We start from the raw sequence: 24,411 nt of genomic DNA, 5'->3' as shown, positions 1-24,411 counted from the left end.
GATTCGGGATCTGGCCTTTTGATCGTTTGCCATCGATTCGCCATCACGGGCGTCCGGCACCAGGTAGCAGACATCGATCCACATCGACAGGTCCTGGCAGCCGATCTTCCCTGCGTGCGGATGGGGTTGAACGCCCGTGAGGTCATGAACGGCATCACTGGCAATGTCATAGCCACCCTGTACGTTCCGTGATGTGAGCCTTACACAGGGGTTGGATTCGCCGAGGACTCTCTTGCGACGCTTCCTGGATCGAGAGATCACCGCCGGAGCGAGGCCGGTTCGGTCCACGTACCTTGCGCAGCTGCCTCCGAAACCGCTTCTCCTGCCCGGAGAGGGAGTCGGCTACGAGGCGGGGACGGTCGGGACTGCTCTCGATCAGCGCTTGCGCCTGTGCTTCTGCGTGATGTGTACGCGGCCGCGGCCGCGCGGCTAGAGCCGTGGACCAGGCCGGGAAGGTAGAGCGGCTCGGCGTGCCGGCGCGGCTGGCCATGGCTGCCCCACAGCACGTACTCGCACTCGCGTCGGAAGCCGTCGCGCTGGGGACGGCTGATCGGCTTGTGCCAGGGCACGATTCCCCGCCATATCCAGCCGGGGCCTGTAGGGCGTCGCTGGTAGCTGGCAGCTGGCGCCAGTCGCAGAAGACCAGGGCGGAGGCGCCGGGCCGACTAGGGCCTGTATCAAAGTCCGCTGTGGCGGCCCCGCCGCTCTGAAGCTTGTGTGCGCGTGGGAGATCGACAACGAACGAGGCCTCCGGTAAGAGGGTTGATCGACCAAGAACAACCTGAATACCGGAGACCTCGTTGGCCACCTTAGCGGTGACGCGGCGGTTCGACTTGACCGATGCGCAGTGGGCGGTGCTGGAACCGCTGCTACCTGCGCCGAAACGCGCAGGGCGGCCGTCGTCGTTCAGCAGACGGCAGTTGATCGACGGGATCCGCTGGCGGGTCCGGGCCGGTGCGCCCTGGCGGGATGTGCCCGCCTGTTACGGATCCTGGCCGGCGGTGTACGCCCTGTTCCGCCGCTATTGGCGATCGTGCTGACCGCCGGGCAGCGCGGGGACAGCCCGCAGTTCACTGCGGTCATCGGCGGTATCCGGGTGCCCGCCTGGGCGGGGGACGTCCCCGCACGCGCCCGGACCGCGTCCTGGCCGACAAGGCCTACACCTCCACGGCCAACCGCGCCTACCTGCGGCGGCGCGGCATCAAAGCGACTATCCCGAGCAAGGCTGACCAGGACGCCAACCGCCGGGCCAAGGGATCCAAGGGCGGGCGGCCGCCCACCTTCGACCCCGAGGTCTACACACAGCGCCACGCGGTCGAGTGCGGTATCAACCGGCTCAAACGCCATCGCGCGGTGGCCACCCGCTACGACAAACTCGCCGTGCGCTACGAAGCCACGGTCCTCGTCGCCGCGATCAACGAATGGCTCTGACCGACTTTGATACAGGCCCTAGTACGCAGGCACTCGGCGAGGATGAGGGTCAGCCAGTAGCCGAAGCTGCGCTGGTCTCGGTTGTCGCCGGGAAATCGGCGAGCTGGTGACCGGCGGTGCCGCTGACGTACTTGCCCCTGGCGGACTGCGCCGGTGCAGAGTTGCCCGCACTGCCGCAAGCCGGTGGCGGCCATCAACCTGCTCGTGACACCCGCCGCGTACGTCAACACACCGTCATCGTCCGTGACATAGCGGGATTAATTATGGTCGGCCATTTCATACTGACTTACATCCGGACCTCTTGACCATCACTCCTTGATCGTGTTCACTTCACGTGAATCGAGCGAAAAAGGTGCAACAGCTACGCAACAACCGCAAACGCCAATGGTTGTGGAGGCGTCTGGTCCACCTCGCTAACGGTGCAGTTGAGAGCTCCAGGAGGAAGGTGAAAGACACCTTCATCAGGCCGCAACGAGATCCGCGGCCTCACGCTCCTGGCCCTCTGAGTACGACGGGAACTCGACGTAAAGAGCAACAGGAGGTTCAGTGACGAGACCAGCGTGGCGACAACGCGTGCTCAAATCCCTGGTGGTCCTTGTGACCGCGATCCTGGGGCTGGGAATCGCCGTTAATCCGGCGTCGGCGGCGACTGGCGGCGGCTGCACCATCACCAACGTTTTGGGTGTTTGGAACATCAGCGTGTGCATCAGCTACCGCGGGTCGGACAAGATGCTCCTGCCCGACTTCTACATCAACAGCATCGTTCCGCAGTACAGCGGCCATGGCGAGTTTTACCACGAGGTCCTCGTGCACGCCGACGGCCGCTCCCAGGTTGTGGATAACGTCTACACACCGGCGATCGGACACAATGGCCCCGTTCCGTGCTACGCCTCCATTTTCGGGAGCAGCGGCAGCGTGCGGAACAAGGTGGAACTTTGGAATAAGAGTAGCGGGAGTGGCGGATATGTAATCGCGACCGCCTATAGCCCATGGGTCAACTACCCGTAACCAGCACGCGTGTCGAGGTCGTGTAGCTGCGTCCGTAGCGGTGCGCGCTACCAGCGGCGCACAAGGTGGCAGAGTCCTGGCTCCGGGCCAGCCGGCCAAGCCGATCCAGCCCGTTGACATCCGTGATCTAACCGCTTTCACGCTGAGCTGCCTTGAGCAGGGCACGACAGGGACCTTCAACGTCACCGCCCCGAAGAGCCGGGCGACCTTCGGGGAGATGCTCGACGCCTGCAAGACGGTCACGAGCTCGGCGGCCGAACTGACCTGGGTGGACGACGCCTTCCTCGTCGAGCACGACGTAAGACAGTGGACTGAGATCCCCCTGTGGCGGACTCCCCTGGGAACATGGCAGGTGGACTCGGCGGCGGCATTGGCGGCTGGCCTGGTATGCCGATCGATCGCGGCGACTGTCCGCGACACGCACCTCTGGCTCACTGAGACCGGCGGCCCTCTCGCCTACGGTCGCCAAGCTCACCATGGGCTGTCCTCTGAGCGGGTACGCCAACTCCTCGATGCATGGGATCAACGCCGACAGTCGCTGCGCTGATCGCTAGTTTGACTCCAGGAACGTCAGGAGCGGCCCGCTGACCTGCGTAAGTCACGCGTCACTTCTGGCGGTGCCTTCGCTGCCCGACAGAGCCGCGTGAGCGGTACGTTCCTGCTGCGCGATTTCGGCGTGTAGTTGCGCAAGGTCGTCGCCATCGACGGTACGGAAGGCGCCTGCCCTCTCGGCTGCGAGATCGAAGGGGCGCTCGCGGGTCGCCCACAGTCGTCCGGCATCGCTCCGCAGGATCCGCCAACCATCGTGCAACTGGGGTTCGGGGAGCGTGTTCACGTGAGTAAACGCTATCTGGTCATGATCACTTCCTGAGATGTGAGAGGTGTAGTTTTATCCCCCGGACGGCCGCGAGAGGGGCGGCGGGAGACAAATCCACACCGAGTGGAAGATCTTTATACCGATCGGCTGGAACTGCCTGGATGTCTTCCTGTGGGACCCCGAGCGGTTCCTGGGGTTCCAGATAGCGATCCGAGGCAACCATCCAGCAGTGTCGTCCGTCCTCACTCCTGTCATTCGCTCTGTCAGGAGTCCCCCATGCGAACTCGTTTCCTTCTGTCGGCCGCGGTCTCGGTCGGCGCTCTGCTCGTCGTCTCGCAGCCCGCGCTCGCGGCCGGCCCGGCGATTCAGATAACGAAGATCTACTACGACAGTCCCGGTACGGACACCCGTTCCAACTCCAGCCTGAACGCCGAGTACGTCTGGATCAAGAACACCTCACGCAAGACGGTCACCGTCACGGGTTGGACCCTCGCCGACGCCTCCCGCCATCGGTACACCTTCCCCACGTTCTCCATCCCGGCCAGGAAGACCATCACCATTCGCACGGGCTCGGGCAAGAGCGGCACCAGCACCCGCTACTGGGGCATGGGCAACTACGTGTGGAACAACGACAGGACACCGCGTCCCTGCGCGACGCCGCCGGCAAGCTCGTGGACTCCTGCTCATACAACTCCACGAAGGTGGACTACAAGATCTGCTGAACCGCCATGACGAAGGCGCCGCCCCCACTCGGGCAAGCGGCGCCTTTCCGGTTCTACGGGAACAGCCCGGAGACCTTCCGCGATCGGAGCAGTCCTAGATTCACCAGTGTGGGGCTGGCCTGCGTCGGCTGACACGCGCAGCCGCCTCTATCGAGCGACCATCTGCTCCCAACCCCGTACCCGCACCAGCGCGTACTCCTGTCGCAGTAACGGGAGGCGTCTTCGGTGAGAGGACCAGGTCGGATGGCGGACTGGGTGAGTTCAGGAACCTGGTGTCGAACGATCTACGGCGGTTACCCAAATTCGTCCCGCTACACGTTCTTTCTTCGGCAAGATCTGCGTCATGACGTCCCCGTCCGACAGCATCTGCCCCTCGTGCTCCGCCCCCGTCTCAACGGACCCCCGGTTCAGCGCCTGGTGCCCGGCATGTGACTGGAACGTCGACCCGCTGGCGGAGACGGCCGCCACGCCCACCCGGCGAGGGCGTCGATGGCAGGACAGACGCCGCGCTGCCGACCGGGCGGCCGTCGAACGGCTGTACGCCGAGGTCAGCAGTGCCCGTGAGCCGGCCCACGGGCGGGACCGAGCGGGGGCCGCCGCTATGGTCATCGCAGGTGTGGTGCACCTGGGCACCGTGCTTCTCGTAGCCGGATCGATATGGCTCGTGATCAACGGGATATTCCTGGCCCGGGTTCTTGGCGTGCTGGGGCTGGTCGTCGCCTTCTCCCTGCGGCCGAGACTGGGGAGATTTCGGCGGGATGAGTGGTCGCTGGGCCGGGCCGAGGCACCTCGTCTTTACGGTCTCGCCGATCGGGTCGCCGCTGAGCTGGGGGTGGGGCCCGCCGACATGATCCGCGTGACCCCGGATTACAACGCGACCTTCGGCAGGGTTGGGCTGCGCCGGCGTACCGTCCTCACGATCGGCCTGGCGTTGTGGGAGGTACTGAGCCCGCAGGAGCGGGTCGCCTTGCTGGGGCACGAGTTCGGGCATGCCCGCAACGGCGACAACCGGCGCAGCCTGTGGCTGCACTCGGCCTCCGCGGCTCTCGCGCACTGGTATGAGGTCACCCATCCGAGCAGGATCGTCAGTGCGGGCTCGGATCTCATCTCGACACTCGCCTCCGTCACCGCCGCGGCGCTGCTGTTCATCCCGCATAAGATCACGAGCCTGGTCCTCTTGTTGCTGCACCGTCTCACGCTGCGCAGCGGGCAGCGAGCCGAGTACCTGGCCGACGACTTCGCCGCGCGGGTGGCCTCGTCGTCGGCGACCAGATCGATGCTGGAAGCCCTGGCCCTGCACGAGAGCGTTGAAACCCTGCTCCAGCGTCAGACCGCCCTGCATCAGAAGGGAGGGTTCTACCGCGCGCTGAACCAGGAAAGCGACTTCGACCTCTGGCAGGAACTGCGGGATTACATCGCTTCGGTCCCCCAGACCGAGCGGCTACGACGGCTGCGAGTATCGGCCCTGCGTATGTCGTCCATCGACACGACCCATCCGCCCACGCATCTTCGGATCGCGATGATGGATACACGTAAACCGCGAGAGGCGGCGATCATCATGGACGAGGCTGACATCGACGCCATATCGGCCGAACTGTCGGCGGCGCGTCATCAGGCGCCGGGCCGTACTCACTCTCCGCCATTGAGAAGTGGTCGAAGTGTTCCCCCTCTCCTCCTGAAGAGAGTGCTCGCTGTCCTGAGCTCATCTCATACGCCAGCACGTCCATCGTCGGCATGCGGGGTATGTATTGATCACCCAGCTGTCGGGGGTGCCGGGCGTGTGATGCCGGATTCGGACGGCGCCGTCGTCCAATCTGGTGATCATGTGGACCGTACTGGGAGCGCTGTCGCACCTCACAAGTCACTCAGGGCGGTGGTTCATCCCTCCGGGTTCGGCTACCGCGGGCGGTGTCCCGAGGGAGCGGTCCGTCAGCGGACCACCTGGGACGGTGCTTTCCAAGCGTTCCCTGCGCCTGCGGATCACGGCCACGGCAGCGATGGCAAGAGAAATCACCAGCAGGAGGAATCCGGCACCGGAGATGGAGCCGTAGCGGATCAGCTTGGTCCCGTCCCACTGTACGGCCTTGATCGGAGAGTCCGGGAGGCCGCCGAAGCGGGTCGTGGGCCGTACCGCGTACTTGCTCGGTGGCGCGGAGCCGGGCAGCTGGTTCAACCGGGCGGCCTGCCTGAGTGCTTCGACCGGGTTGAGGATGCCGTTGCCGACGGTCGCGTCGTATCCGCCTCTGGGCCGGTGTCGTACGGACACGGCGAGGGCTTGAGCCACCCGCGCCGGTGAGAGCTTGGGGTACTTCTCTTTGATGAGGGCGGCGGTGCCGACCACCCATGCCGCGGCGGTGGGCGGTCCGTAGATGTACCACCGGCTCTGGTTGCCGTCGCCTGTGACGTTCAGCCGTGTCCCCGGCGCCGACAGCAGCACGGTGGAGTTGCGGGCCGACATCTTGGTGAGCGGTCGTCCCTTCTCGTCGGTGGCGCCGACACCGATGACGCCCGGGAGGGCGACCGGATAGGACAGCGACTCGGGCGGGATCGGCTTCCCCTCATAGGTGACCAGTCGCGAGGCCTCGGCCACGATGACGACGTTCTTGCGCAGGGCGTAGTCGACGGCCTGCGCCAGTTTGTCGGTGTTGGCCGCGGCTCCGCGCCCTTCCTCGATGAAGACGACCTTGGCCCCGTGATCTGTCGCGTAGCGGAGGCCGGTGGCCACTTTGTCCAGCGCGTCGGTCTGGAGGAACTTCTTGTACGCGGCCGTTGACGAGGGCCGTACCCGGACCGACAGGATCGTCGCGGCGGGAGCGATGCCCTTGATCGGCCGGTCCGTGATCGTGCCTGTTCCTGCGATTGCCGAGGCCAGCAGGGTGCCGACGCGCTGGTCCGGCTCGGTTCTTTTGACCAGGTCCGGAGCGATCTTGAGGCGGCCGGCGAGTTCGTGGAGCCCCGGGTCCACGCCGTCGGACAGGATCGCGATTGTGACGCCCTTGCCAGTGGCGAGGCGGTGGGCGGCCTGTAAATCCCCGGCGAGCTGTCCCAGCACGTCGTCGGTGGAGGCCGAGGCCGGCGCGGCGGGCAGGAGCATGGCCGCGACCAGCAGGGGGAGCGTGCGTTTCAGCATGTGACGACCCCCTTGACCGTGCATGGATCCACGTAGGTCTGCAGCCGTCCGCCGACCTGGGCGGCGATCTGGTCACCGAACATGAACAGCTGGGGCCGGTCCAGCTTGGCCTTCGGCCGGCCGTCGGCGTATCCCCCGCTGACGAAGATCAGATAGTTGGCGTAGTTCGTCATGAAGAACCGCTGCCGAGCGGCGTCGCGAAACCGGGCCGACAGCGTGCCGGGGAAGGCCACGGCACGTACACCCCGACTCGCACTGTTCCCCCACACGACTCGGGACACCTTCCACACCGACGTCTCGTCCGGAAACACGGCGACGCCCACCGTGGTCACCAGCGTCTGGGTCTTGTCCAGGTAGGTGGCGCGCAGCACGGCCCTGCAGCCGTCGGCCACGGCCACCTTCGCGATCACCGCGTCCAGGGCCTTAGTGCAGGACGCTTGCGGAGCGATCCCCACACGGACGGCCAGCTCTTTCGTCCTGCCCGAGCCATAGTCGACGGTGGCCGGGAAGATCTCGCCCGCCGATCTGGTGCGCCACCGCAGCTCGATCTCCTGCACCGACACGGCGTGCAGCTCGGATTCGGTCGGGGGCCGGTCGAGTTCCCGCTTGACCCCGATGGCGCCGTACGCCCCAGAGCTCAAACCCACGACGGCCGTAAGGCCCAGGGCCGGCCAAAGCCACCGTGATCTCCTCGCGCGAGGCGGACCCTCGGGCGGTCCGAAAGAGAGGGTTTCCTGCACGGACGGCGAGACTAGCGATCATCTTTCGGCGGCACCAGCCCGTCACCTGACTTTGTGTGATGCCTCTGCGCTTGGCCATCGCCTTGGACGGCTGTCTCCCTGGTCGTCGTCAAACCCTTCCGACTGCCCTGAATCTCAGGGCAGTACCAGCCACAAAGATCACGCTTTGATAACGCTGCGTCTGATTTGACCTTGGACTATCACAGACTGTCACCTTGATGGGTTGTCACCTGCAACGTCCACTTTGGGATCTTTGGCCAGCTTAATGACTCGTTCCAACGTGTACGGACACATGTTCGAGTAAATGATGATCACTTTGCGTTGATCTTGACGGATTGTCGGGTTTTTGGCTTGATCGGTTCGTTTTTAACTTCTCCTTATCTCGCCCGAGGGAGATCGCGTGCGCCTGTCGCCGTCGAACCGTGTCCTGCACCCGTGGAAGAGAGCATCCGACCCCGGTGGAACACGGCGCCGCGGGAGATTACGCCGTGCGGTCGCCGCCATCGCGACGCTGGTAGTGCTGGCCTCGCTGGCGTTGACCGCCCCGGCCAACGCGCAGACGGCCGCCTCCGCTGATACGCCTGGGCTGTTGACGCGCCTGGCGACCTGGCTCGGCGGTACCGTCGCCGGTTTGTTCGCCGAGGACCCCGACAGGGGGACGCGGCCGAGCAACAACGCTTTCGTTTTGCCGGGGCGCAGTGCCGCATCCCAGAAGGCGAAGGCGGCGCCACCGCCAGGCAAGCGGGTCAAGGAGCTGACCGGCAAGCGGTCGCGCTACGGCACGGTGTACGAGCTGGAAGACGGTCGGCTCCAGGCGGAGATTTCATCGAGGCCGGTCCACTATCGGGACGCCGGCGGCAAGTGGCAGAACATCGAGACCCGCCTGCAGGGCACCTCCGAGGAGGGCTTCGTCCAGGGCAACGACAAGGCCGGCTTCTCCTCCCGGTTCGGAGACAAGACCGACAAGCTCGCGAAGATCAAGCTGGGTAACCGGCAGGTCACCCTCGGCGTGATCGGTCAGGGGCGGCAGATCAGCCCGCAGGTCGGCGGATCCGCGGTCACCTATCCCGGGGTGTGGGACGGTGCGGACCTGACGTACGCGGTCACCTCTGAGGGGGTTAAGGAGCTCATCACGCTCACCAAGCCGCCGGCGGCGGGCGCCTCGTTCACCTTCACGGTCAAGACCGGCGGGGTGAACGCCCGGCAGCAGCAGGACGGGTCGATCGTCTTCGATGCGGCTGACGGATCGGGTCCGGTGTTCTCGGTGCCCAAGCCGTTCATGCTCGACGCCCAGGACGACCCGGCCTCGCCGTACGGCAAGCGGTACTCGGACGCGGTGACGCAGACGCTGACCTCCCAGCAGGGGGCGGAGACCACGATCACGATCACCCCCGACGCAGCGTGGTTGACCGCGCCGGAGCGCAAGTGGCCGGTGGTGATCGATCCGACGATCAGGATGCAGCCGGGGTGGCCGGAGGCCTGGGACGCCTATGTGGACTCCAGCAAGAAGACGACCAACTTCGACTCCTCCTGGCGGTTGCCGGTCGGCAAGGCCGGTACCGCAATCAACCGCGCGCTGATCAACATCTCCCCGTGGCTCGTCCCGGTGCCGGAAGAGGCCACGCTGATCGACGACGCCCGACTTGAGGTGTACTTCGACCAGGCGCTGGGCGAGGCCGGGCCGGTGACGGTGGGCGTATACGAGGTGACCTCCGACTGGGATCCCTCCACTGTCACCTGGAGCAGCCAGCCGACCTTCGCGACTCAGCCGGTCGCGACGGTGACGCGTAATCAGGGGGAACTGTCGCGGTGGCATTCCTTCAACGTGACGCAACTCGTCCGCCCCTGGTTCTCCAACCCGGACTGGACCAACGGCTTTATGTTGAAGGCGACCAACGAATCGTCGTCGGCTCCGATCGCCGGCCCGGTGTATGAGGGCTCTTCTGAGCTGTACGGCGCGGATGGTCTTGCGCCGGAGTCGGTGAACGTCCCCAAGCTGGTGGTCACCTACGGCAATCCGGGCGTGATTGTGAAGGAGCCGCGCCAGGCCAGCGCGGTGGGTGCGTCCCTGTCCTGGACTGCCTACAACGACGCCACCCCCTCCGACCCGTCCGATGATCTGGTCGAGTATCGGCTGCGCCGCTGGTGCCCTGCGGCCTGCCAGGTCAATCCCAACGGCGGTGTGGTGGACTCGCTCATCACCACGCTGCCCCCTGGCGTCACCTCCTTCGTCGATACCAGCAGCGGTGGTGATCCTGCGAAGGTCGGCGACCCCTCCTACGTTCATGAGGTCCGCTACTGGGTCGAGGCGGTGCTGAAGAACGGGGAGGTTGTCGCGTCGCAGGAAAGGAAGGTGATTTTGCCCAAGCCGGGCTTGGTCACCGCCGTGGTCTACGGCAGCGCCGATACCACCCTTGCCGCCAGCGAGCCCTCCACCGGCCACGACACCATCGGGACAGGCGGGCAGAAGTGGCTGCAGGCCGGCAACACGACCAGCAGCGCGGGCACCACCCGGGCAGTGATCGGCTTCGGTGACTTCGCCGACCGGATCCCCGCCGATGCGAAGATCAGCAAGGCGGAGCTTTCCCTATGGGGAGTCAACACGACCGGGGCAGGGGCGGCCTTCAACGCCCACAAGCTCACCCGTGATTTCGACGAGACGGCGACGTGGAACTCGCCGTGGACCAGCCCCGGCGGCGATTTCGACCCGGCCGTGCTGGGCACGGTCGTCGACATCCCGGCAAACCCGGGCTGGCGGACGTGGACGGTCACCGACGCGGCCAAGGCCTGGATCGCCGACCCGGGCAGCAACCACGGGCTGTTGGTGAAGGTCGCCAACGAGCCGGGAACCGCCAAGCAGACGGCGCAGTTCCTCGCCAGCGAGGCCGATGAGAGCCTGCTGCAACCCCGGCTGCGGGTGACCTATGCGGACACCGCCACCTCGCCCGCCTTTTTCGTCCCCGCCACCCCCGAGCGGATGGACAGCGAGGCGACCACGCAGATCCCGGTGGCGATCACCAACACCACCTCCCAGCCCTGGCCGGCCTCCTCCACCGCGGTGAGCTACCACTGGCAGCTGCCCGACGGCACTGACATCTCCACCCCCGACAACCAGCTCAAAAAGCAGCTGACCAAAGATCTGGCACCCGGGGAGACGACGGTGGTCAACGCCGACGTCAAGGCCCCGACCATCTCCGGTGCCGGCACCAACCTCGCCGAGGGCCTCACCCTGGTGTGGGACGTGCAGGACACGCTCAACAACAACTGGAAGTCCGCCTCCCACCAGCTGCCGACCCTGCCGCAGCAGATCCGGGTGGACTCACCCACTTCCGACCTGCTCGGGGCGGAGAAGTTCTACGCCTACACCGGCAAGAACACGGCGCCGGATCGACCGCGATGGTTAACCCGTACGCGGGGAACCTGATGTGGTCCTACAACGCCTTCACCAACCCCTCCCGCGGAGTGCAGACGTTCGTCCGGATGACCTACAACAGCCTGGACACCTCCGCCTCGGCCATGGGATACGGCTGGTCGCTGCAGACCTCGACCCTGCAGCGGCTGGGCTCCCAGCTGCAGTTCCACCCGCCTGGCCAGAGCTGGCCCGATCAGGTGCGGCTGACCGACGGGGACGGCACCACCCACGTGTGGACGCGGGACCCCGCCGACGGCGACCCCAAGAACTGCCAGCCGACCACCTGCGACTACATCCACCGCGCGGGGTGCACCTGTACCTGCAGAAGACCGGCTTGGACGACCCGCTCCGGCAGTGGGTGTTCACCAAGCCCGACCGCACCCAGTTCTTCTACGACGACGAGGGCTTCCAGTCCGCGATCGTGGACAAGAACGGCAACACCATGTCGTTCACCTACGAACGGCGCCGGTCCAACAACAAGCCGACCAAGTTCCTGCAGACCATCACCGACGCCGCCGGGCGCACCACGCTGACCCTGACGTACTACAGCAAGGGTCAGGACTACACCTACGTCAACGACGACGGGGATGAGGTCGACGACACCAAGCTGACCAACCCGCACATTATCGACCAGGTCGAGTCCATCACCGACATCGCCGGGCGGAAGGTGACCTTCACCTACACCGACAAGGGCCTGATGGCCAAGATGGTCGACGGTGCGGGCGATGATCAGGCCAAGACGTTCCGCTTCACCTACGACGCGACCCAGGGCAACAAGAACGTCAAGCTCGTCAAGGTCACCGACCCCCGCGGGGCCACCGAGGACGGCACGCACGACACCACGTTCACCTACTACAAGGCGCCGGTCGACCCGAAGGACAAGTGGAAGGTCGAAACGCTCACCGACCGGCTGAACGGCGTCACTCACTTCGACTACGAAGACCTCGATGGCCCGCAGCTCGGAGAGATCAACGCCACCGTCACCGATCCCCTCCAGCACGCCACCCATTACCTGCTGGACGCCCTTGGCCGGCCGAAGTCGATCACTAACGCCAAGAACGAGACCACGACGCTGGGGTGGGACTCCGACCACAACCTGACCGACCTGATCGAGGCCAACCAGGCGCACACTCGCTGGGAGTACGACCAGAAGACCGGCTACCCGCGCAAGATCTGGGATGCCGAAGCCATCCATAACGGAACCTATCCCACCACGCTGGACTACTACTGGCACCTCAACGACTTTGTGGCGGACCTGAAGGAGAAGATCAGCCCCGAGCGCCACGCATGGCAGTTCGGTTACGACGCCAACGGCAATCTCACTAGCGTCACCGACCCGATCGGGGTGAGCACCGCCGCCGACGGGGACTACACCACCCGCTATGAGTACGACCCCTACGGCCAGCTGACCAAGGTCACCGACGCCAACGAGCATTCCACCCAGTATGCGGACTACCACCCCACCGGTTATCCGCAGAAGATTACGAACGCAGACCTGAAGGACACGACCTTCGTCTACGACGTCCGCGGCAACGTGCTGAAGGTCACCGACGCGCTCGGTAAGCAGACCACCCAGACCTACGACATCTTCAAGCGGCCGCTGGAGAACAAGACCCCCAAGGACCAGAACGCCTCCCCGCCGGTCTTCATCACCACCCCCGCCCCGGTCTACGACCGCAACGACAACATCACCAAGATGACCGCCCCCAACGGGGCCACCTCCACCGCGGTATACGACGACGCTGACCAGCTGATCGAGTCCTACTTGCCCAAGGACACCGAAGGCGGGCCCGAGCGCAAGGCCACGTTCAAATACGACGCGGCCGGCAACCTCAAGACGCAGACCGAGCCGAAGGGCAACCTTGCCGAGGCCCAGCCCGGCGACTTCACCACGACCTACGAGTATGACGAGATCTACCAGCTGACCGGCGTCATCAACGCCGAGCAGAAAAAGATCACCTACACCTACGACAACGTCGGCAACGTCAAGACCGTCATCGACCCCCGCAAGAACGCCACCGCCGACACTGCCGACTACACCGCGATCTACACCTACGACCTCAACCACCACGTCAAATCGGTGAAGGACGCCGCCGGCTACGAAACCTCGACCGGCTACGACCTGGACGGCCTGGTCATCTCCACCACCGACCAAGACCAAAAGACAACCGACTACCTGTTGAACGAGCGCGGCGACGTCAAGGAGATCAGGGTCCCGCACTCGGAGACCGGCGGCACAATCAAGTACACCGTCACCAAATTCGAGTACGACGAGGTCGGCAACCAAACCAAGGTCATCACACCGCGGGCCGTAGAAGCCGGATCGACGACGGACTTCGTCCAGGAGACGGTCTACGACAAGCTGAACCGCGTCAGCGAGCAGATCTACCCGTTCGACCACAACGATCCGCTGTACAACACCCCGGACAAGGTCATCTACAGCTACGACGCGGTGTCGCGGCTGGAAAAGATCTCTCACCCGCCGTCCCACGGGCAGACGATCCGTAACGACTCCACGATCTCCTACTGGGACAACGGGTGGACCAAGACCACCACCGACCCGTGGGGTATCAAGACCACCTACGACTACAACGAGCTCGGCGAGCAGAAGAACCGGACCGTCACTTCGGCTGGCGGGTCCTCCCAGCGGGCCATCGAGTGGACCTACTACCCCGACGGCAAGCTGAAGACCCACTCCGACAACGGCGTCCCACTCGGCCTTGACGTGGTGCTGGCCGACAACTCCGACACCGGCCAGGTCACCACCACCGGCACCTGGACCACCGGCGGAAGCACCTCGTCCTTGGTCGCCGGGCCCACCGTCGCCGGCACGTCCGGTTTCACCGGCTACGACTATGCCACCGCGCCAGCCGGCACCGGGGACGCCAGCTTCACCTGGAACCTGACCATCCCCACGGCCGGCAGCTACAAGGCGTACGTGCGCTACCCCTCCGGGGCGGGCGCGACCAACGCCAAGTACACGGTCAAGTACGACGGCGGGCAGGACACCAAGACCGTCGACCAGACCGCCAGCCCGGGCGAGTGGGTCGAGCTGGGCAGTTACACCTTCACCGAGGGCATCACCCACTCGATCACGCTGACCAACGACGCCAACGGCACCGTGGCGGCCGACTCGGTCAAGCTGGTCCGCGACAACAGCGGCGACACCGACAACGAGAAGAAGGACTTCGAGTACTTCTACGACGTCAACGCCAACCTGACGCAGATCAAGGACAGGACGCCAACCGCGAAGATCGACACCTGGGATGTCACCTACACGGGGCTCAACCAGGTCCAGCAGATCCTCGAGAAGCTGAACGGCACGGTCAAGAACACCACCACCTACGACTATAACGAGAACGGCGCGCCGATCACCCGGACGCACGACAAGACCGTCGCCACCTACGGCTACGACATCCGCGACCTGGTCGAGCGGGTGTCCAACGCCAAGTCGGCCACCGATGCGTCCCCGAAGGTCACCACCTACACGTATACGAAGAAGGCCGAACGCAAAACTGAGACCAAGGCCAACGGCAACACCGTCACCTACGACTACTTCCTCGACAGCCTGCTGCGTTACTCGCTTGAGAAGAAGCCCAATGGGACGGTGGTCGCCGAGCACACCATCGGCTACCAGGCCAACCTCAACCGCGCCAGCGACCTGGCCAAGGTGCAGAACGCCGATAACCCTGGCGCGTACCTGGAAAACCAGTTCACCTACACCTACGACCCGCGGGATCGCATCGCCAAGACGGTCAAGACCCCGGTCGGCGGGGGTGCGGCGGAGACCGAGACCTACCTGCACGACCCGAACTCCAGCGTCTACGACCAGACCGTCCACGGTGAGCGCACCGAGTTCACCTTCGACCGCAACCGGCTGATGACCTCGGCCACCAACGGGCAGACGTCGACCTACAACTATGACCCCTACGGCCGGCTGCGCACCATCACCGGCGGCGGCAAGACCTGGGAGAAGTACACCTACGACGGCTTCGACCACCTGACCAAGCACGAAAAGCTCGGCACCGACGGCACCACCTCGACCGTCACCACCTACACCTACGACCCGCTCGACCGCACCACCAGCAAAACCGAAAAGAACGGCACCACCGCCGCGAAGACCACCGACTACTCTTACCTCGGCATGTCCGGCGAGGTGCTGGACGAAGAGGTCGCCGGCAAGCTGACCCGCTCCTTCCAGTACTCCCCCTGGGGTGAGCGCCTGTCGCAGGTGAAATTCACCGCCACCGGCGGTGAGGAGTCCTCCTACTACGGCTACAACGCGCACACCGACGTCGAGCAGGTCACGTCCGAGACCGGTGACACTCGCGCCACCTACGGCTACACGTCCTACGGCAAGAACGACGACAAGCTGTTCACCGGCGTCGACAAGCCTGACCCGGTCGACCCCACCGCCAAGGAGGAGTACAACCCCTACCGCTTCAACGGCAAGCGCTGGGACAACTCCACCGGCATGTACGACATGGGGTTCCGGGACTACAACCCCAACCTCAACCGCTTCCTCACCCTCGACTACTACAACGGCGCCCTGAACGACCTGAACCTCGGCACCGACCCCTGGACCGCCAACCGCTATGCCTTCGCCGGTGGCAATCCCATCACCGGCATCGAACTCGACGGCCACATGCTGATGGCCAACCCCTCTGGCGGTGGGGGGCTGGACCTGGACAAGTCCGTGTGTTACAGCAACGGCGCATGCGCCAACTTGGACAAGATCGGTGGCGTTGCCGTCCCCGAGGCCGACCAGAAAAACCCGAAGTTCAAAGAGGCTTTGTCCAAGACGTACGTCAATCAGGTCAACAACTCCTGCAGCTTCTCAGAATACGGTCAGGGGGGCATCCAGAAATGCGAACTCGACCTTGTCCGAGCCCTTTGCGGTGACCCCGGCACGGGATGTTCGCAGCAGTTCCGCGCGGATCTGAGCCGCATATCAGATACCGAGAGCTGGCTTGCTGCCGCGGCATGCGCAACCAGCTTCTGCGCCTCTGCTGGGAGAATGCCACTCGGCGGGTCGGCGACGCCACGCTCGAGCGGAGGGATCGCCAACTACGGATGCACCCCAAACAGCTTCGCTCCCGGCACAGAAGTTGTTATGGCCGACGGCTCCTCCAAGCCAATTGAAGAGGTCAAAGTCGGCGACAAGGTCCTCGCCACCGACCCGGAAACCGGCGAGAGCGAAGCCAAGCCAGTCATCGCTCTGATCATCGGCGAAGGCGAAAAGAATCTGGTGCAAATCACCGTCAACACTGACGGCGACCGGGGCAAAAAGTCTAGCCCAGTAATCGCCACGGACCACCACCCCTTCTGGGTGGAGGAGCTCCGCAAGTGGGTGGACGCAACCGACCTCAAGCGCGGCATGTGGCTGCGTACTTCCGCTGGCACCTACGTCCAGGTTACGGCTATAAAAAAATGGACAGCCCACAACCAGCGCGTTCACAACCTTACTATCGCCGACCTTCATACCTACTATGTTCTTACTGGCAACACACCGGTCCTCGTACACAACATCAATACCCCGGTCGGGTGTGGGCCGAATGGTGATCCGATATATGAGATTCCCCCAGGATCGAGCGGCGGTCCGACCGCCGGAAAGCCCATCACCAAATCGATTCTTAAGTCTTACAACATTGGCAAGCAAGCCACCCCTGGCAGCAACCAGCCACTTTGCTCGTACTGCCGTACTAACACAGCTACATCTGTCGACCACGTGCATGCCCGGATCAACGGCGGCAATCTTGAGGATGACAACCTCACGCCAGCCTGCACGTTTTGCAACAGCTCGAAGAGAAACAGAATAGCGCCTCTCAATCCCCCGCCAAACTATATAGGATCATGGCCCCCTCCGTGGTGGCCCACATGGATGCAGTCCACGGTTCGTGTACCAAGGAGTTATCCTTAGATGAACCTGCTGCCTGGCCCGCCGCTCCTGTGGCGGGCCAGGCTGACGTTCCAGAGCAGATGGAGTTACAGATGACCAACTCTCCAGGCCACGTTTCCTACATTACTCATGACGCCCCAGTTTGGCGTGCCGAGCACAACTACATCGCCATGGTGGACCTCGCCCCATTTGGCTTTGAGGATGAGTGGGAACAAGTATGGCTGCGTCCTTTGGAAGGTGATGAGTTCGAATTCTGTTGCATTCCGTTCAGAGTTTACGGGGTCGCTCTTGGTGACAGAGTTAAGCTGAGGGATGGAAAGTTCGTGTCGAGTGTCGCGTCCAAATCCGGTAGGCGCGTCTTTCGCGTCTTCTTCACGGCTCCTCGTCCTCCTATCAGGGGCTCGGATTTGCGTGGAGCACTGCGTTCAGCGATCTCCTCTGGTGGTTTCCTTTCTGAATGGAGTGGGGATAGGCATGTTGCCGTAGACATTCCGGCCGCTGTAGATCCTGCAGGGTTGTTCGCTGCGGTAGAGCGGGAGATTAGAGATGGTACTGCCTATTGGGAATGGGGCGACGCCGAGCCATTTAAGGCCGAGGTGGGCGGGCACGCGGAATAGGAGGCGCGACAGTCGCGCCTATCACCAGTGGGCGCAGCGCGACCTTCTGCGTGCCTGCCTGCAGTGCGTCGCCGACACCTACCAACGAGCTCTCCCCCTGGCCGTCGTGATGCCGGGCCGTACTCCTCAGGCCACCCAGAGCCGCTACGCCGTTCACCTTCCGAATCCGATGCCTGACCTACGGGAAAGGCTCGCGAGGCATGGGGTCGCCAGCACGGTCATGTTCGACCGGCCGTGGTTCGACTACCCGACCCTCGCGGTCCACCAGGGCGAAGAGGACTGGGGTGAGGTTCGGGACTTGCTGGTGCGCACGCTGTCCCTCCCCTTTCATCCCTCGCTCAGCACAGCCGACTGCATGACCGTGGCGGACGCCCTTAAGAACTGCCTTCTGGCAGAAGACCTGGAGAGGTGAAAGACCAGCTTATGATCGCCATCCTGCTCGCCGGAGGCAGTGGCACCCGCCTCGGCCGCGGACAAGGCGACCCTTCGGTTGGGCGGCGAGACCTTACTGCAACGACACATGCGCCAGGCTGCCCGCGCGGGGGTTCACCGCTTCCTGGTCATCGCGAATCCGGGGAACGTGCAGCAAATCAAGGCGGACGTCGCTGCCACCGGTTATAGCGACGTCAAGGTCTGCTTGCAGGAGGGTTTCACCGCGGATGGTGCCGCTCTGACCGGGCTGCGGCGTGTCCGTACGGCCAGCTCCGTGTTCGTGAGCGGAATCACCGACCTTGTCCCCGACGACACTTATGAGCGGCTGGTTGCCTGCCCGTCGCCGATCGCTGTGACAACCGCGGTGCTCCAGAACACCTTCATCAGCGGCATGCTCACCCTCGGCCCCGACTTCCGCATCAACAGAATCGTCGAGCGCCCTGCCGGGCGGCTGCTCGCCCGGAGCCTGGGCCAACATCTGGGTTCACCGCATCAACGGCGCCCGCCTCGTCCGAGAGCTGACTGCCACGCTCGCGGACTTGGGGTACTACGAGGTCTCCATGAGCGTGTTGTTCGCCCGCGGACACCAAGGGCATGGCCGTACCCGTGGAACAGTGGGTGCCGATCAAGACCCCCGAAACGATCCGCCAGGCCGGCGCTCGCTTCGGCCTTGCCGTACCTATGGAGGAGACGACCGCATGACAGCCGCGCGGAAGATCCGGATGCTCGTCACCGGAGGCGGGACCGGCGGACATACCTATCCCGCGCTCACGACCATCACGGCGGTGCGCGAGCACGCCGCCGGGCAGGGCCGCGACGTGGATGTGTTGTGGGTGGGCACGGCGGATGGGCTGGAAGCGCGCATCGCCGCGGAGCAGCACATCCCGTTCAAGGCAATCAGCGCGGGCAAGGTCAGACGATCACCCAGCCTCCGAGAGTTCGGCCAGAACGTGATCGACCTCTTCAAGATCCCGATCGGCGTTCTGCAGGCGGCCGGCATAGCCGCCCGCTACCGGCCCGATGTGGTGTTGTCGACGGGAGGGTATGTCTGCGTGCCACTCGGTCTCGCCGCTCGCCTTCTCGGCCGCCCGCTGGTCATGCATGAGCAGATCACCTCGCTCGGCCTGGCGAACCGCATCCTCGCCCGCGTGGCCACGACGGTCGCGCTCACCCATCCCACCTCCATCGACCACCTCCCTCAGCGGGCACGCGCACGAGCCGTGGTCACGGGCAACCCCATCCGTCCCCAGCTCCTGCACGGAAACCCTGCCCGGGCGTATGAGCGGCACGGCCTGGCCCCGGATCTGCCGCTCGTCTACGTGACCGGCGGCGCCAGGGCAGTCGGCAGATCAACACCCTGATCGAGCAGATACTGCCCACGCTGCTCACCCGCGCCCAGGTGCTGCACCAGTGTGGCCGGGACTGGATCGGCCATCTCACCGAGGTCGCCGCCAACCTCCCCGCCGAGATCGGCGAGCGCTATCACCCCACGGCGTACGTCGGCGAGGAACTGCCCGATGTGTATGCCGCCGCGGACGTCGTCGTCTCCCGCAGCGGCGCGGGAACCGTCGCCGAGCTGGTCGCGGTCGGGAAGCCGTCCGTCCTCATCCCCCTCGTCCCCGCCGCCGGAGACGAGCAACGCAACAACGCCCGCTACCTTGTCCACGCCGGAGCCGCTCGCGCCCTACTCGAACCCGACCCGACCCCACAGCAACTCCGGGCCGAACTCGACGAACTTCTCCTCGACCCTGGCCTCCGAGCGCATATGACCGATGCCGCCAAAGCCCTGGGCCGGCCCGATGCCGCTGACGCCCTCGCCAAGGTCATCCTCGACCAAGCGAAGTAGCCCCGCTCGGTCTGCCTCGGGGCCAGCAACCGAACGGCCAGTGACGTTAAGGAGCCCGGCGGGCCCGGCTTAGCGTCTCGCTCGGCGGCGAGCTAGCCAGGAAGGCCGACCTCGCCCGCGACGAGCTGCCCCGTTACGTGTGCGGCCTGCCCGTCGCTCGTGCTTCGGCGGTGCCGCGCCGTGCGGGGGAGGGAACGACGGCTCTGAGCGCGGGCCACGCCAGCAGCGCCAAGGCCGCGGCGAGTGCCGCCACGGCCAGCATGGCACCCGGCAGCCCGGTCGCCTGCGCCCAGTGCCCCACATACACCGGCCCGGCGAGGTAGCCGAGATAGGCCAAGGTGGACACGACCGAGGTGGCGGCACCGCGGGCCGCGGCGGGGACGTTGGCGGTGGCCAGGGCGAGCACGGTGGGGAAGAGCACGGCGGTGCCGACGGCGGCCAGGGCCAGCCCGAGCAGAGCCAGAGGGAGAGACGCGGTGAGGGCGAGCAGGGACGTCCCGCCGCGGAGATCACCGCGCCAGTGGTGAGGACGATCCAGGCGCGCCGGGTCTTCACCGCGCTGATCGCGAAGCGGGTGAGCGAGACGGCAAGTGCGAAGACCGCGGGTCCGGCGCCGACCAGCGCGGGTCCGGCGTGCACGGTATCGGCGAGGTAGACGGCGCTCCAGCTCTGGTGAGCGTTCTCGACTGCGAATCCGAGCGCACCGAGTCCGCCCGCGACAAGCAGGAGCGGCAGATGAGCGCGCAGACCCGCCCGGCTGTGCGCAACTGAGGTCCGGTCGTGATCGTGACGGCCGGAATCAGCCTGCGTGCGATTGTCGGTGACGATGGCGGCGCTCGCAGCGCTGGCGACGAGCAGGACCAGCAAGTACGGCACGACCACGGGCAGGCCGGCGGCGTTCAGCAGGCCGGTGACGAGGCTCGCCGCGACCACGGCCAAGGAGAAGAAGCCGTGCGCCCTGGTGATGACCGGACGGCCATTGGCCCGTTCAACGGAGCCGGCCGCCGCGTTGATCGTCACGTCCGCAGCGCCGGACGCCGCGCCGAGAACCGCCAGTCCCACGGATAAGGCAGGCAGGTCGCGAGCGGTGACGGCCACGGCGATGCCGGCGATGCCGAGCGACGTGAGCGTGATGGCCGTGACGCGATGCCCCCATCGGTCCACGGCCCTGCCCGCAAGAGGCATTGCGGGCAGGGCGCCGACGGCGATGAACAGCAGCGCCGTGCCGAGTTGGCCATCGGTCAGCCCGGCCTGGTCGCGAATGGCGGGCACGGACGCACCCCACACGCCCCAGAACGCGCCGAAGACAGTGAATCCCGCGTACGGCACCCAGGCTCGGATGTGACCATGATCGGCGGCTGTTTGTGTATCGATACACATGCCGTGTAACGATACACAAGATAGAGTGAGGCATGGCCAAAGACCCTTCTCAGCCCCGGCCAACCATGGCGGAGGTGGCCCGCGCGGCGAAGGTCTCGGTGATGACCGTCTCCTACACCTACGCCCAGCCTGATCGCGTCTCCGAACGCACCCGGGCCAGGGTCCGCGAAGCCGCTGCCCGCTTGGGATACCCCGGCCCTCATCCGGGGGCCCGCTCGCTGCGCCGGGGACGGACCGGCAGCCTCGGGGTGGTGCTTGGCGAGCACCTCACCTACGCCTTCGAGGACCCCCAGGCCACCCGGTTCCTGGCCGGCGTTGCCGAGGTCTGTGCCAGTCACGGCCTGGGGCTCACGATCGTGCCCATCACCGGGGCGCCCTCGGACACCGACCGGGTCGCCGAGGCCGCGGTGGACGGTTTCGTCGTCTGGACGACCAGCGACGACGACCCCGTGCTGCCAGCGGTGGCCGCCACCGGTCTCCCCGCCGTCGTGCACGGCGGACCACACCACCGGGACCTGCCGATCGTGGCCATCGACGACCGTGCCGCAGCCCGCGCCGTCGCCACCGAGGCCCTCGCCGGCGCCCGGCGGCCGATGGTGCTCAGTTTCCCGCTCGACCGCGCCAGGACGCCGGGGGTCCACAACGGGCTGGATCCGGCCGAGGCGACTTTCCGCGTGACCCGTGAGCGTCTGCGCGGAGTCCGTGACGCCTGGGAGGCGGTCGGCGGCCGGTGGCCGCAGGTGCGGGTCGCGGTGTGCGCACGCAACAGCGCGCGCGAGGCCGACTCCCTGGCCACGGCGTTCCTCAAGGGATCGGACGCGCCGGACGCTGTCATGGCCATGAGCGATGAGCTCGCCCTGGGCCTGATGCGAGCGGCCGCCCGTGCCGGTCTCGCCATCCCCGGCGACCTCGCCGTCACAGGGTGGGACGGCACCGACGCGGCCGCCGCCGCCGGGCTGACGACCGTCGCGCAGGACCTGCGCGCCCAGGGAGCCCGCTGCGCGCAGCTGGTCCTAGGCGAGGAAGTGGCGGCTGAGACCGGTCCGATCGAATGGCGCCTGGTCCTGCGCGACTCCACCCGGCGATGACCACGGTCAAGCGCGCGCTCCGAGCAGGGGACCTGGCCTGACCGGGTCCGGCTTCCTCGGGCGGCTGCATTGCGCCAAAGTTCGGTCCGATCCTCCCCGAAGGCCGAAACGCGCAGTCGTGGGCGAACTGCTGGCGGGCCTTGGCGGGGGCCAGCACGCGTGGGTCGTTGAGCGGGATCTGCGGCAGTGTCACGGCGTGCTCCTCAAGAAGTCGGGGGCTGGTCAGTGAGGTTGCCCTCGGCAGCGGCTGTGAGGGTTTGTGGACGGCGCCGACGGAGACCTTCACACCCGCTGCGATGGTGCGGATGGATTCCCCGCGCCGATGCCCTCCAGCACCTTGACGCCGACGCCCCGCTGGAACAGGTCGTTGAGGACGATCAATCCTTCCAGGAGGTTGCGGCCGAGCCGGTCGACCTCCTGGACGAAGCAGGTCGCCCCCGCGGATGTAGGACAGCGCGGTGAGCAGGTCGGGCCGGTCCTCGGTGGCGAGCTTGCCGCTGGCCTTCTCCTCGATGACCTTCAGGCAGACCGGATCGAGGGCGTCATGCTGCCGCTGGGTCTTCTGCTTGTCGGTACTGACCCCGGACCAGTCCGATGAGCGCCATGGCGAAGCACGGGATGACGGTCATGTTGCCCCGCTCGGCGGATGCCGAGGCTCCGCCACAAGTCTGTGCGCCGTGGCTTGAATGATGTGATTTCGTCCGTCATGAAGCTTGTCCACGAGATAGTGGGCGTTCTGCCAGCCCGGTCCTATTTGATGGCGCCGACCATGACGCCACGGGTGAGCGTGCGCTGGAAGATGAGGAAGAAGACGACGGCCGGGATGATGCCGAGCAGGGCGGAGGCGCTCGAGTGCTCGCCGTAGCGCTCGACCAGGTCGTCCAGCTGAGCGGGCTTACGTGCGGTAGCGACGACGCGGTCGCCGCCCTCCAGCGCCGCCTCGACCAGAGCCCGGCCCAGGCCGCGAGAACTTCCGGTGACGAACCACACCTTCGACATGATCGAACTCCTTATATACCGGCGGTCTATTACTCTCCCGGCCGAGGTAATAGACCGGCGGTATCATGTCAATGTACCGGCGGTCTATCATGGCGAACATGACGACATTCCGTCGGGCGCGCAGCGAGGAACAGCGGGAGATCCGTCGGCAGGCGATCCTCGACACCGCCGCCGCCATGCTCGACGAGATGCCCGTGAGCAAGGTCAGCCTCAACGAGCTGAGCCGCCGGGTGGGGCTGGCCAAGTCACCCCTGCTGCGCTACTTCGAGTCCCGCGAGGCGATCCTGCTCGAACTGTTGGACCGCACCTGGAAACTGTGGCTCGACCAGCTTTCCGAAGAACTCGCCGTCGGCATCGACATCGACGACACCGCCCAGCAGCGCTGCGCGCAGCTCGTCGACACCCTCACCCGCTCGCTCGACCGCCAGCGCACGCTATGCGACCTGCTCTCGGCCCAGGCCGGGGTTCTGGAGCACAATGTCTCGCCGGAAGTCGCCATTCGGTACAAGCACGCGGCCATCGACAACGTGATCACTCTCGCCGGGCTGATTCGTGGCTCGCTGCCCGAACTCGGCGACGGCGCCGGCCAACTGGCCGCCCAAGCCATCCTGGTGATCGGCGCCATCTGGACGCACTCGGTGCCGTCGCCGAGCATGCTCGCCGCCTATGAGCTCGTCCCATCACTGGCTGAGCAGCGGCTCGACTTCACCAGCACACTGCGGAGCATGCTGACCACCCTGGTCATCGGGAACCTCGGCTATCCGCGGTCGGACGCCTCTCCGTCGTCGACGTCCGGCCAACGCCCCGCCGGGTAGAGCCGGTCTTGTCGATCAAGCGAGAGCTGCTGCGAGCTGCGTACTGTGACACTGGATCACCTCGTCCAGATCGTG

General features: G+C 65.6%; 17 protein-coding genes and 3 pseudogenes. 13 read left to right on the top strand and 7 right to left on the bottom strand.

Features of this window, described 5'->3' with window-relative positions; all coding sequences use genetic code 11:
• The first annotated feature begins 815 nt into the window (after nucleotides 1-815).
• The 3 genes and pseudogenes from B1L11_RS09885 to B1L11_RS09875 all read left to right on the top strand — a co-directional run bounded on the left by B1L11_RS09885 (nucleotide 816) and on the right by B1L11_RS09875 (nucleotide 2,986).
• Nucleotides 816-1,431, top strand: a pseudogene (locus B1L11_RS09885) (transposase).
• A gap of 597 nt (nucleotides 1,432-2,028) precedes the next feature.
• The gene (locus tag B1L11_RS09880; protein WP_143737159.1) at nucleotides 2,029-2,439 is read left to right on the top strand and encodes a hypothetical protein; all 411 of its coding nucleotides are present in this window, start codon (nucleotides 2,029-2,031) and stop codon (nucleotides 2,437-2,439) included.
• 40 nt (nucleotides 2,440-2,479) lie between these two features.
• Entirely contained in the window at nucleotides 2,480-2,986 is a 507-nt protein-coding gene (locus B1L11_RS09875; RefSeq protein WP_079314202.1) for a hypothetical protein, read from the top strand.
• Between the two features lie 51 nt (nucleotides 2,987-3,037).
• On the opposite strand, the gene B1L11_RS09870 is transcribed toward B1L11_RS09875, so the two are convergent.
• Complete coding sequence (locus B1L11_RS09870; RefSeq protein WP_079314201.1) at nucleotides 3,038-3,274, bottom strand: hypothetical protein; 237 nt, start codon at nucleotides 3,272-3,274, stop codon at nucleotides 3,038-3,040.
• Nucleotides 3,275-3,532: 258 nt separating this feature from the next.
• On the opposite strand from B1L11_RS09870, the gene B1L11_RS09865 reads away from it, so the two are divergent.
• Nucleotides 3,533-3,988 (top strand): lamin tail domain-containing protein, encoded by a 456-nt coding sequence (locus tag B1L11_RS09865; RefSeq protein ID WP_256862384.1) that lies wholly within the window; start codon nucleotides 3,533-3,535, stop codon nucleotides 3,986-3,988.
• A gap of 333 nt (nucleotides 3,989-4,321) precedes the next feature.
• Nucleotides 4,322-5,500: pseudogene (locus B1L11_RS54660) on the top strand (M48 family metalloprotease); the annotation flags it as partial.
• 339 nt (nucleotides 5,501-5,839) lie between these two features.
• Here the strand turns inward: B1L11_RS54660 and B1L11_RS50230 are convergent.
• On the bottom strand, nucleotides 5,840-7,108 hold the full coding sequence (locus tag B1L11_RS50230; RefSeq protein WP_256862383.1) for a S8/S53 family peptidase: 1,269 nt from the start codon (nucleotides 7,106-7,108) through the stop codon (nucleotides 5,840-5,842).
• A complete protein-coding gene (locus B1L11_RS09850; RefSeq protein WP_079314198.1) occupies nucleotides 7,102-7,749 on the bottom strand; it encodes a hypothetical protein in 648 nt (215 codons plus the stop codon). The genes B1L11_RS50230 and B1L11_RS09850 overlap by 7 nt, the downstream gene beginning before the upstream one ends.
• 499 nt (nucleotides 7,750-8,248) lie before the next feature.
• Between B1L11_RS09850 and B1L11_RS09845 the strand changes: the two genes are divergently transcribed.
• The 4 genes from B1L11_RS09845 (at nucleotide 8,249) to B1L11_RS50225 (ending at nucleotide 18,188) form a co-directional block, all read left to right on the top strand.
• Nucleotides 8,249-11,272: a DNRLRE domain-containing protein gene (locus tag B1L11_RS09845; protein ID WP_143737158.1), complete on the top strand. Its 3,024-nt coding sequence runs from the start codon at nucleotides 8,249-8,251 to the stop codon at nucleotides 11,270-11,272.
• A gap of 295 nt (nucleotides 11,273-11,567) precedes the next feature.
• Nucleotides 11,568-17,180 carry a polymorphic toxin-type HINT domain-containing protein gene (locus B1L11_RS09840; protein WP_079314196.1) on the top strand — a complete coding sequence of 1,871 codons (5,613 nt, stop codon included), beginning with the start codon at nucleotides 11,568-11,570 and terminating at the stop codon, nucleotides 17,178-17,180.
• 71 nt (nucleotides 17,181-17,251) lie between these two features.
• The gene (locus tag B1L11_RS09835; RefSeq protein ID WP_179155063.1) at nucleotides 17,252-17,776 is read left to right on the top strand and encodes a DUF4265 domain-containing protein; all 525 of its coding nucleotides are present in this window, start codon (nucleotides 17,252-17,254) and stop codon (nucleotides 17,774-17,776) included.
• On the top strand, nucleotides 17,706-18,188 hold the full coding sequence (locus B1L11_RS50225; protein ID WP_143737157.1) for a DegT/DnrJ/EryC1/StrS family aminotransferase: 483 nt from the start codon (nucleotides 17,706-17,708) through the stop codon (nucleotides 18,186-18,188). Before B1L11_RS09835 ends, B1L11_RS50225 begins: the two co-directional genes overlap by 71 nt.
• A 93-nt stretch (nucleotides 18,189-18,281) precedes the next feature.
• Here B1L11_RS50225 and B1L11_RS46665 read toward each other — a convergent pair whose 3' ends face one another.
• Nucleotides 18,282-18,686 carry a hypothetical protein gene (locus B1L11_RS46665; protein WP_079314193.1) on the bottom strand — a complete coding sequence of 135 codons (405 nt, stop codon included), beginning with the start codon at nucleotides 18,684-18,686 and terminating at the stop codon, nucleotides 18,282-18,284.
• 220 nt (nucleotides 18,687-18,906) lie between these two features.
• Here B1L11_RS46665 and B1L11_RS53800 point away from each other — a divergent pair, with 220 nt between their 5' ends.
• Both B1L11_RS53800 and B1L11_RS53795 read left to right on the top strand, forming a co-directional pair.
• Entirely contained in the window at nucleotides 18,907-19,569 is a 663-nt protein-coding gene (locus tag B1L11_RS53800) for a glycosyltransferase (protein WP_306291620.1), read from the top strand.
• Nucleotides 19,557-20,054, top strand: coding sequence for a glycosyltransferase (locus B1L11_RS53795; protein WP_306291623.1), 498 nt, complete (start codon nucleotides 19,557-19,559; stop codon nucleotides 20,052-20,054). The genes B1L11_RS53800 and B1L11_RS53795 overlap by 13 nt, the downstream gene beginning before the upstream one ends.
• Nucleotides 20,055-20,187: 133 nt before the next feature.
• On the opposite strand, the gene B1L11_RS50220 is transcribed toward B1L11_RS53795, so the two are convergent.
• Nucleotides 20,188-20,496 (bottom strand): MFS transporter, encoded by a 309-nt coding sequence (locus tag B1L11_RS50220; RefSeq protein ID WP_256862391.1) that lies wholly within the window; start codon nucleotides 20,494-20,496, stop codon nucleotides 20,188-20,190.
• Between the two features lie 80 nt (nucleotides 20,497-20,576).
• Nucleotides 20,577-21,434 (bottom strand): annotated as a pseudogene (locus tag B1L11_RS09815) (MFS transporter); the annotation flags it as partial.
• 74 nt (nucleotides 21,435-21,508) lie between these two features.
• On the opposite strand from B1L11_RS09815, the gene B1L11_RS09810 reads away from it, so the two are divergent.
• A complete protein-coding gene (locus B1L11_RS09810; protein ID WP_256862382.1) occupies nucleotides 21,509-22,522 on the top strand; it encodes a LacI family DNA-binding transcriptional regulator in 1,014 nt (337 codons plus the stop codon).
• Between the two features lie 750 nt (nucleotides 22,523-23,272).
• On the opposite strand, the gene B1L11_RS48025 is transcribed toward B1L11_RS09810, so the two are convergent.
• Entirely contained in the window at nucleotides 23,273-23,521 is a 249-nt protein-coding gene (locus tag B1L11_RS48025; protein ID WP_079314191.1) for an SDR family NAD(P)-dependent oxidoreductase, read from the bottom strand.
• 89 nt (nucleotides 23,522-23,610) lie between these two features.
• Here B1L11_RS48025 and B1L11_RS09795 point away from each other — a divergent pair, with 89 nt between their 5' ends.
• Nucleotides 23,611-24,336, top strand: a complete 726-nt coding sequence (locus B1L11_RS09795) for a TetR/AcrR family transcriptional regulator (protein WP_256862381.1) — start codon at nucleotides 23,611-23,613, stop codon at nucleotides 24,334-24,336.
• Nucleotides 24,337-24,411: the final 75 nt, after the last annotated feature.

The sequence above is a fragment of the Microbispora sp. GKU 823 genome, from assembly GCF_002027145.1.
Classification (GTDB): Bacteria; Actinomycetota; Actinomycetes; order Streptosporangiales; family Streptosporangiaceae; genus Microbispora; species Microbispora siamensis.
Note: the sequence above shows the minus strand (reverse complement) of the source record. Positions and strands in the feature narration are given on the sequence as shown.

Bases quoted from the DNA above. Each gene is read 5' to 3' on its own strand.
- B1L11_RS09865 (WP_256862384.1), top strand. From the start codon at position 3,533: ATGCGAACTCGTTTCCTTCTGTCGGCCGCGGTCTCGGTCGGCGCTCTG.
- B1L11_RS50230 (WP_256862383.1), bottom strand. From the start codon at position 7,108: ATGCTGAAACGCACGCTCCCCCTGCTGGTCGCGGCCATGCTCCTGCCC.
- B1L11_RS09835 (WP_179155063.1), top strand. From the start codon at position 17,252: ATGACCAACTCTCCAGGCCACGTTTCCTACATTACTCATGACGCCCCA.
- B1L11_RS50225 (WP_143737157.1), top strand. From the start codon at position 17,706: ATGGTACTGCCTATTGGGAATGGGGCGACGCCGAGCCATTTAAGGCCG.
- B1L11_RS46665 (WP_079314193.1), bottom strand. From the start codon at position 18,686: ATGTTGGCCCAGGCTCCGGGCGAGCAGCCGCCCGGCAGGGCGCTCGAC.
- B1L11_RS53800 (WP_306291620.1), top strand. From the start codon at position 18,907: ATGACAGCCGCGCGGAAGATCCGGATGCTCGTCACCGGAGGCGGGACC.
- B1L11_RS48025 (WP_079314191.1), bottom strand. From the start codon at position 23,521: ATGTCGAAGGTGTGGTTCGTCACCGGAAGTTCTCGCGGCCTGGGCCGG.
- B1L11_RS09795 (WP_256862381.1), top strand. From the start codon at position 23,611: ATGGCGAACATGACGACATTCCGTCGGGCGCGCAGCGAGGAACAGCGG.